This window comes from Gordonia soli NBRC 108243 (assembly GCF_000334455.1).
GTDB lineage: Bacteria > Actinomycetota > Actinomycetes > Mycobacteriales > Mycobacteriaceae > Gordonia > Gordonia soli.
Map to the genome: position 1 here is coordinate 54,199 of NZ_BANX01000005.1, position 13,191 is coordinate 67,389.

The 13,191-nt window shown below is 68.0% G+C and carries 13 protein-coding genes; 4 read left to right on the top strand and 9 right to left on the bottom strand.

The window, feature by feature from the left end; translation table 11 throughout:
• Window positions 1-11: 11 nt before the first annotated feature.
• A complete protein-coding gene (locus tag GS4_RS03195) occupies window positions 12-557 on the bottom strand; it encodes a VOC family protein (RefSeq protein ID WP_007617460.1) in 546 nt (181 codons plus the stop codon).
• A gap of 55 nt (window positions 558-612) precedes the next feature.
• Between GS4_RS03195 and GS4_RS03200 the strand changes: the two genes are divergently transcribed.
• Both GS4_RS03200 and GS4_RS03210 read left to right on the top strand, forming a co-directional pair.
• Window positions 613-1,305, top strand: a complete 693-nt coding sequence (locus tag GS4_RS03200; RefSeq protein ID WP_007617466.1) for a TetR/AcrR family transcriptional regulator — start codon at window positions 613-615, stop codon at window positions 1,303-1,305.
• A 1,447-nt stretch (window positions 1,306-2,752) separates the two neighbouring features.
• On the top strand, window positions 2,753-3,226 hold the full coding sequence (locus tag GS4_RS03210; RefSeq protein ID WP_007617468.1) for a hypothetical protein: 474 nt from the start codon (window positions 2,753-2,755) through the stop codon (window positions 3,224-3,226).
• A gap of 40 nt (window positions 3,227-3,266) precedes the next feature.
• On the opposite strand, the gene GS4_RS03215 is transcribed toward GS4_RS03210, so the two are convergent.
• Entirely contained in the window at window positions 3,267-5,288 is a 2,022-nt protein-coding gene (locus GS4_RS03215) for a TPM domain-containing protein (RefSeq protein WP_040509390.1), read from the bottom strand.
• Between the two features lie 92 nt (window positions 5,289-5,380).
• Window positions 5,381-6,187, bottom strand: a complete 807-nt coding sequence (locus GS4_RS03220; protein WP_007617470.1) for an LLM class F420-dependent oxidoreductase — start codon at window positions 6,185-6,187, stop codon at window positions 5,381-5,383.
• Window positions 6,188-6,302: 115 nt separating this feature from the next.
• On the opposite strand from GS4_RS03220, the gene GS4_RS03225 reads away from it, so the two are divergent.
• Entirely contained in the window at window positions 6,303-7,454 is a 1,152-nt protein-coding gene (locus GS4_RS03225) for a MalY/PatB family protein (protein WP_007617471.1), read from the top strand.
• A 21-nt stretch (window positions 7,455-7,475) separates the two neighbouring features.
• Here the strand turns inward: GS4_RS03225 and GS4_RS03230 are convergent, their stop codons facing one another.
• The 3 genes from GS4_RS03230 to GS4_RS03240 form a co-directional block, all read right to left on the bottom strand.
• Window positions 7,476-8,816, bottom strand: coding sequence for a carboxylesterase family protein (locus tag GS4_RS03230; RefSeq protein ID WP_007617472.1), 1,341 nt, complete (start codon window positions 8,814-8,816; stop codon window positions 7,476-7,478).
• Window positions 8,817-8,978: 162 nt separating this feature from the next.
• Window positions 8,979-9,473 (bottom strand): hypothetical protein, encoded by a 495-nt coding sequence (locus GS4_RS03235; protein WP_007617473.1) that lies wholly within the window; start codon window positions 9,471-9,473, stop codon window positions 8,979-8,981.
• 70 nt (window positions 9,474-9,543) lie between these two features.
• Window positions 9,544-10,074 carry a hypothetical protein gene (locus tag GS4_RS03240; RefSeq protein ID WP_007617475.1) on the bottom strand — a complete coding sequence of 177 codons (531 nt, stop codon included), beginning with the start codon at window positions 10,072-10,074 and terminating at the stop codon, window positions 9,544-9,546.
• A gap of 187 nt (window positions 10,075-10,261) precedes the next feature.
• On the opposite strand from GS4_RS03240, the gene GS4_RS25530 reads away from it, so the two are divergent.
• The gene (locus GS4_RS25530) at window positions 10,262-10,516 is read left to right on the top strand and encodes a hypothetical protein (RefSeq protein ID WP_040509391.1); all 255 of its coding nucleotides are present in this window, start codon (window positions 10,262-10,264) and stop codon (window positions 10,514-10,516) included.
• A 468-nt stretch (window positions 10,517-10,984) separates the two neighbouring features.
• On the opposite strand, the gene GS4_RS03255 is transcribed toward GS4_RS25530, so the two are convergent.
• The 3 genes from GS4_RS03255 to GS4_RS03265 are packed head-to-tail and all read right to left on the bottom strand — an operon-like array spanning window position 10,985 to window position 13,157.
• Window positions 10,985-12,226 (bottom strand): hypothetical protein, encoded by a 1,242-nt coding sequence (locus tag GS4_RS03255; RefSeq protein ID WP_007617479.1) that lies wholly within the window; start codon window positions 12,224-12,226, stop codon window positions 10,985-10,987.
• Window positions 12,223-12,477, bottom strand: a complete 255-nt coding sequence (locus GS4_RS03260) for a hypothetical protein (RefSeq protein ID WP_007617481.1) — start codon at window positions 12,475-12,477, stop codon at window positions 12,223-12,225. The genes GS4_RS03255 and GS4_RS03260 overlap by 4 nt, the downstream gene beginning before the upstream one ends.
• Window positions 12,474-13,157, bottom strand: coding sequence for a VOC family protein (locus tag GS4_RS03265; RefSeq protein ID WP_007617483.1), 684 nt, complete (start codon window positions 13,155-13,157; stop codon window positions 12,474-12,476). Before GS4_RS03265 ends, GS4_RS03260 begins: the two co-directional genes overlap by 4 nt.
• Window positions 13,158-13,191 lie beyond the last annotated feature (34 nt).

Sequence of the window (13,191 nt, forward strand, 5' to 3'; positions counted from 1 at the left end):
TCAATCGAACATCAACGTCCACCTGCTGTCTCCTCGTCCCGTGAGTCGATCTTGATCTGGTCGTACAACGCCCGAATCCTCGGTCCGACAGCCGCGACCTCCAGCACCGGCGCCCCGGACCGCTCGCCATCCAGGTAGACGAAGCGCATCTCGTCGCCGGCGAGTCGGCCGTGCTGCACGACGCTCAGGCCCTCGGCCTCCAGGAACGAGACCGTCGCGTCGATGTCGTCCGGCTCGATGCACACGTGGTGCATCCCCGGGCCGTGATCGGTCAAGAACTCGTGATAGATCGATCGCCCTCTCCCCGGAGCGATCAGTTCCAACTGGAGGTCGCCGCTGTAGGCGAGCGAAATGTCCGCGGTGAAGTTCGCTGGGGCACCGCGATAGACGCACGAGTCGGGCCCGAAGTACACGTCGGGAAGACGGGTCCAGCGACGGACCCCGAACATGGAGCCCAGCGTCCGTTCGACTCCGTCCAGGTCATCGATCACCCACGCCAGTTGCGTGATCGACCCCTCATCCCACACCGCGCCGCCGATCGTCTCCACCTTGGCCATGTAAGCACATGTGATTAATTGAGTAAACACTGCGGATGATCGGTACGCTCACGCCGTGGCTGTCGACACCGGAGGGCGGGAACGACTCCTGCTGGCAGGAGAACGTCTCATGGCGGAACGTGGCCCCGACGCCCCGCTACGAGACATCGCGGCGGCCGCCGGGCAACGCAACAACTCGGCGGTGCATTACCACTTCGGGTCCCGGGAGGGCCTCATCGTCGCCATCGTCGAGCGGAGACAGGACGCCATGGACAGAGCGCGGACGGCGATGCTGGCCGACCTGTCCACCACCGGTGGCGGCGACGATCGCCTGACCGCGCTCGTCGAGGTCCTGGTGGCGCCGATGTTCACGGTTCCTTATGAACAGGGCTCGACGCATTACGCTCGATTCCTGGACCGGGTCCGTATGCACCCCGAGGTTTCGACCGCGCGCAACCTCGATCATTGGCCAGCTACCCGAATGCTCGTGTCGAAGCTGTACGACAGCCTGACGCATCTGTCCGGACGCGAACGCGCCGAACGTCTATCCGCCACCAGCAGCGCACTGTTCGCCCTGATCGCCGATCACGAGTCCCGGGCCGCTGTCAGTCCGAGCGGCACGCCCCAGCCCTCGCAGGCCACCATCACCGCCATGACGGTCGGGATGCTCGGCTATCCTGCGATCTCCACTCCGCTCGGAAAGGGTGCGGCCTCACCCGATGTCGTCGCCACAACGCCGGAGTTGCGTTTCGGCATCGCGGAGTTCTGACGCTTCGTGCGCGGAGCACCGGCGGCAACGCCCCATCGGCGCACCTGGGCGCCCCGATCGGGGTCGACTCTCACCGTGGTGGGGTCAGGCCGAATCATGTCGGCGAAGTCCTCGACGATCGTGCCGGCGACTGTTGTGGCGTCATCCAAGGTGACCTGGACCCGGTTCGACACCGAGAACGTAGAACCGTCGTGGGCGGTGATCGGCACGGGTGGCTCCTGTACGAGTGCATGCCTGACGTGTGCGCACATACATGCCCATCACAACACGATTCTCCGCACTGTGTGGCCCACCATCCTCCGGCACGCCGACTCGACACCGTCATGGAGCCACTGTCTGCGGTGGTGCGATGTAGTCCGCGCTCCTCCCCTGCGCGGGCGACCATCGGTCTTGTCACGACTTCGCATGGTCGGCTGTTGCGGTCAGCCGGCCGGATCGAGTTCGACCGGCGGTGCGAGTGAGGCGGTGGGGCGGCCCAATCCGAACCCACCCCACCGCCTATGTCGGTCATCGAAGCTGGTGGCTCAACCCCGACGACACAGTCGCAAGGGCCGCTTCGCATCCTCGCGACCTGGTTACGCCGATACCCCGTGTCCAGGTCGGTCAAACCCTTCTGCGCGGGTCGGCAGCGGTGGAGCGTGCGTGGGTGAAGCCACCGAACGACCCGGGAATGCGGACGCTGCTGCAACCTCCGTCTCAACGCCTCCGCGGTCCACCGAAGAAGAGACGGACGCGCACGGAGTAACTGCGCAGTGCGTCACCGATCTCCATGCGTCCGACGACGCAGAGATCGCCGATCGACACCGCCCCTTCGTCGCGGGCGCATTCCAACACTGCTCGACGGACAGCATCGCTCTCCGCGGGCCCGTGCAACGTCGCCGGTAACGTGAACCGGAACGTTACGTCGTTGCCACTCGACGCCATCTGACCATGATGTGCGTGGTTGCCGGTGATGCCCAGCCGGCACAGGAACGGGCCGGGTCACGATGTGTGTTGGGGTGGGCGTACGCCCGTGCGAGAAACGCGCCGCCTGCCCGGCCCGCCTCACCAGTAGACAGCTCGGCGTGTGGGACCGACGAGACAACCACGGTCGGATCGCGCTGTCTCGGTGGCGACATCGCGGTCCGCATCCTTGCTAGCGTGGGTTCGGTGATCCGTCGGTTCGAGGGCGAGCCGGGCCGCAACCAGGTTCACGCCGGCGCAGCCGACCGCGAGCCGACCACGATCACAGCGGAGACCGACGTGCCCTCCGTGAGAGTCGACGATGCGACAGCTCGGCCGGTGTGGCACACCGAAACCCGTACGCAGTGTCATGGCTGGACACCGCGACACCTCTCCGCACAGCGACCCTCCGGTCGACCTACTCCAACCGAACCAGCGCGGACAGAGACCCTTCGGGCACACGACACCGCGGTCTCGACCGGCCGGCCGAATCGCGAGGCGGTGGATGTGGAGCATCGCCGCCGTGTCGATCGCGGGCGCACTTGCGGCTGCAGCACTCATCGTGTGGCGAATCGCGCAGGGCGATCGATGCGATGAGGCCGTACCCTTCGCAACCAAACGGGGGCTGAGCCTGTCGGTGGCCGAGAGGATCGTCAGTGGTCGATGGGACGTCGCGTGGCTGGACGCCACAGCATCCATCACGCTCCGTACCGCATCACGCACCGCGCGTGAGGCACTCTTACGTCGATCAGGCACCAGTGATTTCGTGGAGCGTGTCTATGTCGGTACCGGCGACGGGGAGGTCTACGAAGAGGTGGTGGACAGGCCGAATCTCAGACGCGCCGACCGGGTCTACGTCAGCGCGACTCCCGGTGCTCTGACCATCCGATACAACCGGAACGAGGAGTCCGGGACTCTTGCTGCACGTGGTCGCCATCGACTGAGCACGCGACGCCTCACGAACTCTTGCTCCCCGTGAGGTCGTCCGCGGTACAGGAGAACCCTGTTCGTAGTACGACTCAGAACCGCCCGCCGACCCCGATCCGGCCCGAACTGCTGGAGCCGCCGAACGATCCGGGGCTGCGGCCGCCGCTGCTGTACCCGCCGCCACCCCAGCTGCCGCCGCCGCCCCAGCCGCGTCCGCCGCCCATCCCGCGCAGGAAGCTGTCGACGAGGATGCCGCCGAGGACGGCGCCGGCACCGGATCCCGCGGAGGTCGTCGACGGTTGCGACTGCTGCCAATCGACCACGTCGGCCTGGGCCGCCATCAACGCCTGATCGGCCAGCGAGCCGGAACGTCGGGCCTGGTCGGCTGCCGCGATCGGGTCGGTTGCCCGTGCGACGCCTGCGGATTCGAGCAGACGCTGCGCCTCCGACAGTCGGGTGCGCGCGATCGACTGCACCGCGCCGCGACGGGTCGCGATGAAGTCGGCGGCTGTACCGACCTTGGCGGTGGCCGATTCGATTGCGGCATCGACTACTTCGGTGCGCCGTCGCCGCGCTGCCGACGCGTCGCGGGCGGCATCGAGCGCTGCGTCCAGGTCGGTGTCGGCGTCGACCAGCGCGGTGAAGGTACCCAGTGGGTCGGCGTCGAACCCGGTGCGTGCGGCCTGCACTGCTGCCTGGGCCGTCGCGACGGCGGTCGCCAGGGCCGGACCGCCGTCCGTGGACAACTGGCCGGCCTCGACGAGCTCGGCATCGACTTCCTCGATGAGCGCGGGCAGCCGACTGTGTGCGGCCGTGATGGTCGAGTCCGCATTGGCGATGGCGTCGAGCAGACGACCGGCCTGCTCGATCGCGCCCTCGGCCGACCGGATGTCGGCGACCGCTGCGCCCTGCTCGCCCGCGGGGGCGGTGATCGCAGCGCGGCCCTGGTCGGTGTTCGCCTCCGCGAACTCGATCTGCTCGCGTGCCAACCCGACGTTGTCGGCGATGGAGGTCAGTGTTGCGGCACCGTGCTTCGCCACCAACGCGGTCAGCGTCTCCTCCGACTCCTCGAGTCTCGCTCGCAGGGCAACGGTCTGCTGGGTGAGTTCGTCGAACCGCGCCCCGGCATTGATGAGAAGGTTGCGCATCGTGTCGAAACTCTCGACCTGCTCGTCGAGATCGGAATCGACCGAGGTGCACGTGGTGATGATCTGCACGAGCATCGAGCGCTGCTCGTCGGCGGTCTCGGGGACATCGTCGTCGAGGCGCTGACGCAGCGCGAACGACTCCGCGAGTCCCTTCCGTGCGGCATCGAGTGCGGCGGTGAAGGGTGCGGTCTCGGCGGTCCCGAACTCGCTGACGGCCAGACGCAACTCCTCCTCGCTGGTCCTGATCGCGTTGTCGGTGTCGGTGAGCACCTCGCGCGACCAGGGGTCGAGTACGTCGAGGGGCTGGGCGGCGAGCTGCTCGACGGTGAGTTCCTGCTCGCGCAACGACTCCACGCCGTCCTCGACGCGCCGACGGCGACGCCTGCGCGTGTAGAGGAGCGCCCCGCCACCGCCGACGACCACCACACCGCCGACCGCAGCGGCAGCCACCCATCCGCTGTTGGACGGGACGAGGGCGGCGGACACGCCGTCCGCGGCGCCGAGGCCCGCGGCCAGCCAGTTGTTCGCCCGCAGGGCCGGGCGGATCTCGTTGCGGTCGATGTCGTCGAGCGTCGACTGATCGATGCCCTCGATGTCGCCGGGACTGCTGAGGTGGTACGACCGGGTGTCGGTCGCCACGGCGAGCACCAGGTCGCGATCGCCGAACTCGCTGATGTCGCTGGTCTGCTTGGCCCACTGCTCGGCCGAGAGATTGTCGAAGTTGCGCACGTACACCACCCAGAGCTGGATGTCGTGCTCGTTGTAGAGCCGGTCCAGTCGCTGCTGGAGCTGATCGCTCTGACGGGTGTCGAGAACATCGGCGGCGTCGACGACCTGCGTGGGGAGCCTGGTCGGCGGCTCGGCGTGGGCGATGCCGGCACCGATCCAGCTCAGACCGAGCATCGACAACAGGACGGCGAGTGCGCTCACGGCGACACCGGAGGCGAGACGGCGGCGTACGACCATGGCGTCCAATCTAACGTCCGCCGATGCCACCGCCGCGCCTCACCCGCGGTGGGTCCGCGGGCCAGACGTGGCGGTGGGGTGGGCGCAGTTGCTCAGCCGTTGCGCTGGTCGCGCCAGCGGACAAGAGCGGACAGGGCTTCGAAGTCGTACTTGGGGCCGTTGGCGCCGACGGTGAGCAGGCTCAGACCGGCATCGGCCAGTTCGTCGGCCGACCGCAGGACCTCGTCGATCGACTTCCCGTCGGTGTCGACGCCGGTCGAGTGCTCGATCGCCGACGGGTCACGCCCGACGGATGCGCAGTGGTCGGCCAGGATGCCTGCCTTGCGCTGGTACGTCGGGACGTCGCTGAACGAGTGCCAGATGTGGGCGTGCTTCGCGACGTGGCGCAGGGTCTTCTTCTCGCCGCCGCCACCGATGAGGATCGGGATGTCGCGGGTCGGCTTCGGGTTGAGCTTCTCGAAGCGCGACGCGATGCGCGGCAGGGCCTCCCCGAGGTCGTCCAGGCGCTTGCCTGCGGTCTTGAAGTCGTATCCGTACTCGGTGTAGTCCCGCTCGAACCAACCACTGCCGATGCCGAGGATCAGGCGACCGTCGCTGATGTGGTCGACGGTGCGCGACATGTCGGCGAGCAGGTCGGGATTGCGGTACGAATTGCAGCTCACGAGCGCGCCGATCTCGATGCGTGAGGTCTGCTCGGCCCACGCCCCGAGCATGGTCCACGACTCGAAGTGGGCGCCGTCGGGGTCGCCGTACAGCGGGTAAAAGTGGTCCCAGTTGAAGGCGATGTCGACGCCGATGTCCTCGGCACGTCGCACCGCATCACGGATCAGGGAGTAGTCCGGCGAGTGCTGGGGCTGGATCTGGACGCCGATTCGGACGGGACGTGAGGAAGAAGTCATGTTCTCCAGTCTGCCCAGCGCAGCGGTTCGCGTCGATGCCCATTCGAGTTCGTCACAAGCGGGAATAGGAGCGACGGATTGGCTCCGGACGTCGGCGGTCGGGTAGGCAGAGACGGTGACGCTACCGATCGCTCCCGACCTGGCCGAGCTCCGATCGCGGACCAGCGCCAAGTGGCGGACCTACGCCGACGACGTGTTGCCGCTGTTCATCGCCGAGATGGACTACCCGTTGGCGCCGGTCGTCGCCGAGGCGATCGTCGAGCGGGTCCGCCGGTCCGATGTCGGGTACGTGGCGGGCCCAGGGCACGTCGGTGTCGCATTCGCCGGATTCGCCGCGCGCCGATGGCAGTGGGAGGTCGACCCCGCCGACATCCGGGTCACCACCGATGTGAGCGTCGTGATCGTCGAGGCACTGCGCGTCGCGATCCGCCCCGGCGACGGAGTGGTGCTGACATCACCGGTGTACCCGCCGTTCTTCGAGCTGATCCCCGAGGCCGGTGGTCGCATCATCGACGTACCGCTCGTCGGGTCCGGTGCCGACTGGCGGCTCGATCTCGCGGGCATCGAGCAGGCGTTCGCCGGCGGAGCGCGGGCGATGGTGCTGTGTCAGCCGAACAATCCCCTTGGTCTCTGCCACCCGCGGGAGGAACTCGCGCAGCTGGCCGAACTCGCAGCCGCCTACGGCGTGATCGTGGTCAGCGACGAGATCCACGCGCCGCTCGCGCATCCCGGTGCGCAGTTCGTACCGTTCCTCTCGACCGGCGAGGCGGCTCGTGAGATCGGCATCGCCGCACACTCGGCGAGCAAGGCGTTCAACGTAGCCGGCGCCAAGTGCGCCCAGTTCGTCGCGGTGTCGGAGACAACGCGCGCGTTGCTGGATCGGATGCCGCGAGAAGTCGGGTTCCGCACGAGCCTGTTGGGTGCGGCCGCTGCGGAGGCGGCGTACGCCTTCGGCGACGAATGGCTCGACCTGATCCTCGGCGTCCTCGGTCAGAACCTGAACCTGCTGGAATCACTGCTCTACGAACGAGTCCCGGATGTCCGGTTCCACCGGCCGTCGGCGTCGTTCCTGGCCTGGCTCGACTTCCGCGGCACCGAGCTCGGGCCGGACCCGGCCGCGCACATCCTGGATTACGGGCAGGTCGCACTGCATTCCGGTCCCGCGTTCGGGCCCGGCGGAGTCGGGTTCGCGCGGTTGAACTTCGCCTGTGCACCCGACGTGCTCACCGAGGCCGTCGACCGGATCGGTCGGGTCGTCTACGGCTGACGGGTGAACCCGGCCGCCGGCTCAGCCGAACCGGATCAGCCCCGGGACATCGGCGGGGGAGGTCCAACCGTCGCGGGCGAAGTCGGCCCAGATGCGCCGCAGCTCCCGACCGTCGGTCGTAGCGCGCTCGGCGTCGTGACCGGCGAGGATCGGCGCGCCGGCCCATGTCTCCGGGGTGCCGAACAGCAGCGGGATGTCGACGGTGTGCACCGCGCGTAGCGGATTGCCGGGGACGCCCCACTCGATCACGTACTGCGCGGCCTCACCACCGGCCTTGCGATGACGGCGGGCGAAGCGGTCCGCCGCTTTCGTGTAGACCGCTTTCGTCAGTTGGTGGACCAGCGTCTCGTGCACGAGGTTCCCGACGATCGGCAGCCGCGGCAGTGACGACACCCCGCCGATCGCATGCGTGAAGAACCCGGTCTCGCGCGAGTTCCACCCGATCAGGATCTCGACCTCGCTCGCCCGGGCGGCCCATGCCGCATCGACCTCGTCCTCGCTGGGCAGCGGATGGTGCCCGTACTGCGGTCCGAAGGACATCAGGGCCGGGAGTCCGTGGCGCAGCAGGGCACCCGGCCCCATCATCGACTCCTGGACACTCAGCACCTCGTCGACGCTCGCCGACGCCGACACCTCGTGCGACGCGGCGAACATGTCGGCGTGCATCCGCTCCCGACGACGGGTGATCCCGAGTGGCGCGCTCTGCAGGATGGCCCGATGGAATAGTCCGGATGTCGCCTCGGCAGCCATCAGCTGGGCGATGGCATCGCCACCCGCCGACTCGCCGAAGACGGTGACCGTATCCGGATCACCGCCGAATCCGGCGATGTTGGTGCGTACCCAACGCAGGGCTTCGATCATGTCCAGCAACCCCAGGTTGGCGGGCCGATTCACCCCGTCGCCGAGGAATCCGAACAGGCCCAGCCGGTAGGTCACCGACACCACGACCACGCGCTGCTCGGCGACCAGCGGCCCGGGGTCGTGGCAGGGGGCGTCGGCCGCGCCGATGATGTACGACCCGCCGTGGATCCAGACCATCACCGGCAGCACCTCGTCGGCGCCACGATCCGCGGGGATCGTCACCGACAGGTACTGCGCGTGTTCATCGGGCACCAGGTCACCGAGGGCGGCATCGCCGAAGGTGTTGTGCACGATGCCGTCTTCGTCCCGCTGCGGACAGGCGGGTGACCAGGACGTCGCATCGATGGGCTCGGTGGCCGGCGGTTGTGGGGTCGGGACCTCGAAACGTTCGGCGTGGGCATAGCGGATGCCCGTGGCGCGGACCACGGGTCCGTCGGTCCAGCCCATGACGGTGCCGGCCGGACAGTCGAAGGTGGTTGTGATCGAGGGTGATTCCGTCATCGGACTCCTTCGCGCACGGCAGTGGTGACCGCGCCGGCCGAGGTGTGCCCCGCGATCCCCTCGAGGATACGTTCGATTCCTCGTGTCATCCGTGTCCGGCAGATTGCGGAGGCGGTGTCGGCGAACCCCGACGACCGAGTCCGCGCGCCGTTCGCCGCAACGTCAGCTGATGACGATGGTCCCCTTGCAGGTCGTTGCAGGGATCTCCCACAGCGCGTTGCGGTTGACCGTCGACAACGTGACCTCCACGCGACCCTTGCCCGGCTGATTGCGGGGCCAGGTGAACCCGTGAACGCCGGTGTTGGGTGGACGGACATTGCTGTTGGAGACGAAGGTTCCGCGCTTGCCGTTGTCGAGGTGGCGCCAGTCGAATCGGGCGACGGAGTCGTAACCGGTCAGGAGCCACAGACTGCCGTAGGTCACCATGACATTCGTCCACCCGTCGTACTGCCCCACGACGACCTGGCTCGGCGCATAAGGGACGTCGACGATGTTGGGACTCAGTCCGAAACAGTTGTTGATCGGGAAGCCGCGGGAGGTCGACGGCGCCGGTGCGCCGGTCGCGGCCGACTGGGCGGAGATGAGTCCCACAGCCGCTGCGGCGACGGCCATGGTTGCGATCAGGCGCTGTCGCGCGTTGTGACGTCTGGACTGCATGGTCGACCTTCTCTCTGTTGCTGTGATGGTGAACGCATTTGTCGTCAGTGCCCAGCTCGGGCGAGGCCGTTCACACCGAGATCAGGTGTGGGATCGGGAGGATGTAGTTCAGGCGGGGAATCAAGCCGGTCTGTGGAGGCGTCGATCCGTACACGACGAGGATCACAGGGCCGGCCCCGGTGTGCACCACCCCGACGCGGTCTGGGTAGCCGAGGGGCCGGTTGCCGGCCGCAGATCCCGACAGTTCGATCCGGCCGGCCGCGCCGGTGCGCAGATTGACCCACGCGGTGGTCAGTGCCGAAGGCTCAATGAGGTCACGCTGGATCACCGTGATGGTCGCTCGTCGGTGGTCGATGACCGCGTCGACCTTCATTCCGGGGTTGCCATTGCGAGGGTTGGCGAGGTTGATCTGCTCGACGTCGGCCGCCACCGGTCGTGCGGACGTGGCGGTCTCGGCGATCGAGGCCGGAACACCAGCTGCCACAAGGCGCGCGGCGGGGTCGGTTGTCGGTGCGGCGTGCGCGGGGCTGACCCCGAACGCGACCGCACTGATCGATATGGCAACGGCGACAACGCCCAGCGAGCGTCGAACGTTCGTCATGCCGACCTCCTCTTCGGTAGGGGCGTGTGTCTGTGTATCCCACCCATGTGTGTGATCACCCGCCGGTCAGGGTGATGGGCTGGGGCGGGTCTCAGTGGTCGGGGCGCGGATCGGTGCCGGACACCGACCTGTCCGCTCGCCATCGGAATTGATCTCGGCGTTCGAGCGCGGATCGCCGGCATAGTTGATGCGGTCGGTGCACTTGACCGCGTCGGTCGGTGCAACTGCGACGGGACCGCGCTGCGACGATCCGGTCTCGGCCGCCCGCGCTGATGTGGCAGTGGGCGGGCTCGGCGGACGAGCGGGTGAGGAGCTGGCGACCGACGACGAGGTCGAGGCCGATGGTGCGCTCGCGGGAGCGGAGTCGTCACCTGAAGTGCACGCCGTCAACGACAACGCAACCGTCGCCACGGCCGCCATCAGCAGGGCGACTCGCCGCTGAGGTGTGCCCGCGCGTGTGCGTTCCATGTGAGGTGTATCTCCGATGGCGCCTCATTCGTTAACGAGGCTCACGGAATTGGTCCGAACGAACGAACCGTACGCTCGTAGCGGGTGGTGCCGCGATAGCGTGGTCGGCTGTCCAGCGGATCTGATCAGGAGGTCGCAGAGAGATCCGTCGCGGGTAGTGGGTGATGCGGGACCGATGGGAGGATGACCAGAATGGTTGGGCCGATCGACCAGGCGCTCCGGGAAGATCTCGACGATGCACTGAATGCACTTGTCAGAGCGACGGGGCGGTGTGATGCCGTCCTCGAAGACCACGGCCGCGCGGCGCCACGGAACTATCGGGTCGTGGCTCACCGAGTCAACGATGCGCGCAAGTCGGTCTCTGCGGCGTTGAGCGAACTACCCACGGCAGGTGGCGAGTAGACCAGCGCACGATCGACGGTTTCGCGCGCGCGGTCGACGGTCAGAAGCGCTCGGCCAGCCATCCGCCGATCTCGGCTGCGGCGAGGCTCGCGCCGGTGGGCGCGCCGTCGCGGATCGGACCGCCGAAGTGGGTTCCCTCGACGCGGACGTGTCCGACATCGTCAGCGCCGAGGGCGTTCACCATCGCTGCCGCGTCCTCGGGGAAGCACGCCTGGTCGCCGGTCAGTTCGACGAAGAGGGTCGGCACCCGTACGCCCGGCGCGCAGCGGACGAAACCGGCGTTGCTCGACAGTCCGGACCAGGTCGACAGCCACGCGTCGGGTGTCGCCAGACGGCCGAAGCCGACGAGTCCGTAGTCGGTGAGGTCGGGCCGCCGGCCGAAGAGCGACCCATAGGGCCGGTCGTTGGGGCTCAGCGTCGGGTCGAGGAACCGTAGGTCGGCGTCGGTCCGGTAGACGGTCAGGATGCGCGGTGCGAGTGCAGCGCGTCGATGGGCGGCGTCGCCGGTCGCCTTGTGGAGTCGCCGCTGCTCCGCCGTCTCCGCGACGAGCTCGCGGGCCCGGGCGTCGATGCGCTCCACCCGCGCCCGCTGAGCAGCGCGGTAACGGTCGACGAACTCGGGTGAATAGGTCGATGGCGCAGGCGGATCGACGAATCCGTTGGCGGGATCGAAGGCATTCAGCGTGGAGTCGACACTCAGCGGATCGTCCTCGTCGGTGACCGACGGGTCGATGAGACGGAGGAGCAGCTCGCCCTGCCCGGGATGGGGTGCCATGAAGATCGCGCCGTCCGGGACGGGCAGATCGGCACCGGCGAGGTCGACGGGTCGCCCGGCGGGTGTCGACGCCAACCGCTGTCCCGGGGGTAGGCCGGCCTGCTCGTGGTAGAACGCGAACAGCGCGCCACCGCCGGAATGGCCGAGGGTGACCACCGAGTCGAAGTCGCTGTCGCGCAGGAGAACCTGACCGGCGGCAGCGTCGAGCACGGCCTGCTCATGGACCAACGAGAGGTCGTTGTTGACCGATCGCGTGCCCTGCGTCCACACCGCGAATCCGCGAGCCAGCAGTTCGGGGACGAGCACGTGGTGGGTGAGGTCCTGCCGCGGGTGCATGAGCGCGACGACCGTCCGCGCGCCCGGGACGGTACGCAGCACGCCCGTGACCTTCGCGCCGTCTGCGGTGGTCAACTCGTGCACCGACGTCCGGGTCTCCGACGGTTGCCGGGCCGACTCGATGTACCGGCCCGCACCCAGACGGGTGGTGTCGGCGGTCGAGGTGCTCACGTCGTCGCCAGCGGTTCGACACGCAGGGCGTCTTTGTCCCACTGCGTGATCCGCGAGTCGAGCAGTCCGGCGACGCTGCTGTACCAGACCGCATGCCGACATCCGGTCGCCCGACGGTCCACGACGATCGCGTCGTCGGCGGTGATCCGGAAGTAGGGTCCCATCCGGTCGACGGTGACGTCGGGGTCCTCACCTGCGACGACGGCGACTGGCTTGTTCTCCGGGACGTCGAGGACGAACAACGTGGTCACCGGGCGCCCACCTCGTCCGTCGCGTCCTCTGCCTCGACGATCTGCCGGGTCTCGAGTGCATCCTGGTCGGCCTGCCACTGCGCAGCGCGTTCGACGATGCGCTCGGCCTTACGCGTGAGCAGTCCGGCCATGCTCGGATTCGGCTCGGACAGCACGTCGATCAGCGCGTCGATCGTGAGGTTCGCGTCGAGGTCCTCCTGCGGGGTCACCGGCCGCATCGCCCGGGTGAACTCGATCATGTAGCCGTTCGGGTCGTGGGTGTAGATGGATTCGATGGTCTCGTGCTGGATCTGCATCTCCACCGGCCACTCACTGTTGTCGAGCCGTCGGCGGTACTCCATCAGGTCCGCGTCGTTCTCGACGTGGATCGCCAGGTGGCGTGACCGGATGAACCAGATCGGCACGTCCTCGGCGAACCGGGAGTACGAGTCGCCCTGCGGCCCGCCGTCGAACGGCTCGAGGCCGAAGTAGTAGAAGAAGGCGAGACGGTCGTCGTTGCCGATGTCGAAGAAGAAGTGGATGAAGTCGGGGTGCTTGTCGGGCCCCCAGCCGGCGGCGCAGATGGAGTGGACGACCGGGAATCCGAGGACGTCGCGGTAGAAGCGGACGGTCCCGGCGGGGTCGAAGGTCGGGTAGGCGACGTGGTCGACGCCGCGGACCTTGTGTGCGAGCTCGCTCATGTGATGACTCCTTCGGTTGAGCTACAGTCTGTTT

Coding starts and splice junctions, on each gene's coding strand:
- GS4_RS03195 (WP_007617460.1), bottom strand. CDS start 557: ATGGCCAAGGTGGAGACGATCGGCGGCGCGGTGTGGGATGAGGGGTCG.
- GS4_RS03210 (WP_007617468.1), top strand. CDS start 2,753: ATGTGGAGCATCGCCGCCGTGTCGATCGCGGGCGCACTTGCGGCTGCA.
- GS4_RS03215 (WP_040509390.1), bottom strand. CDS start 5,288: ATGGTCGTACGCCGCCGTCTCGCCTCCGGTGTCGCCGTGAGCGCACTC.
- GS4_RS03220 (WP_007617470.1), bottom strand. CDS start 6,187: ATGACTTCTTCCTCACGTCCCGTCCGAATCGGCGTCCAGATCCAGCCC.
- GS4_RS03230 (WP_007617472.1), bottom strand. CDS start 8,816: ATGACGGAATCACCCTCGATCACAACCACCTTCGACTGTCCGGCCGGC.
- GS4_RS03235 (WP_007617473.1), bottom strand. CDS start 9,473: ATGCAGTCCAGACGTCACAACGCGCGACAGCGCCTGATCGCAACCATG.
- GS4_RS03240 (WP_007617475.1), bottom strand. CDS start 10,074: ATGACGAACGTTCGACGCTCGCTGGGCGTTGTCGCCGTTGCCATATCG.
- GS4_RS25530 (WP_040509391.1), top strand. CDS start 10,262: ATGCGGTCGGTGCACTTGACCGCGTCGGTCGGTGCAACTGCGACGGGA.
- GS4_RS03265 (WP_007617483.1), bottom strand. CDS start 13,157: ATGAGCGAGCTCGCACACAAGGTCCGCGGCGTCGACCACGTCGCCTAC.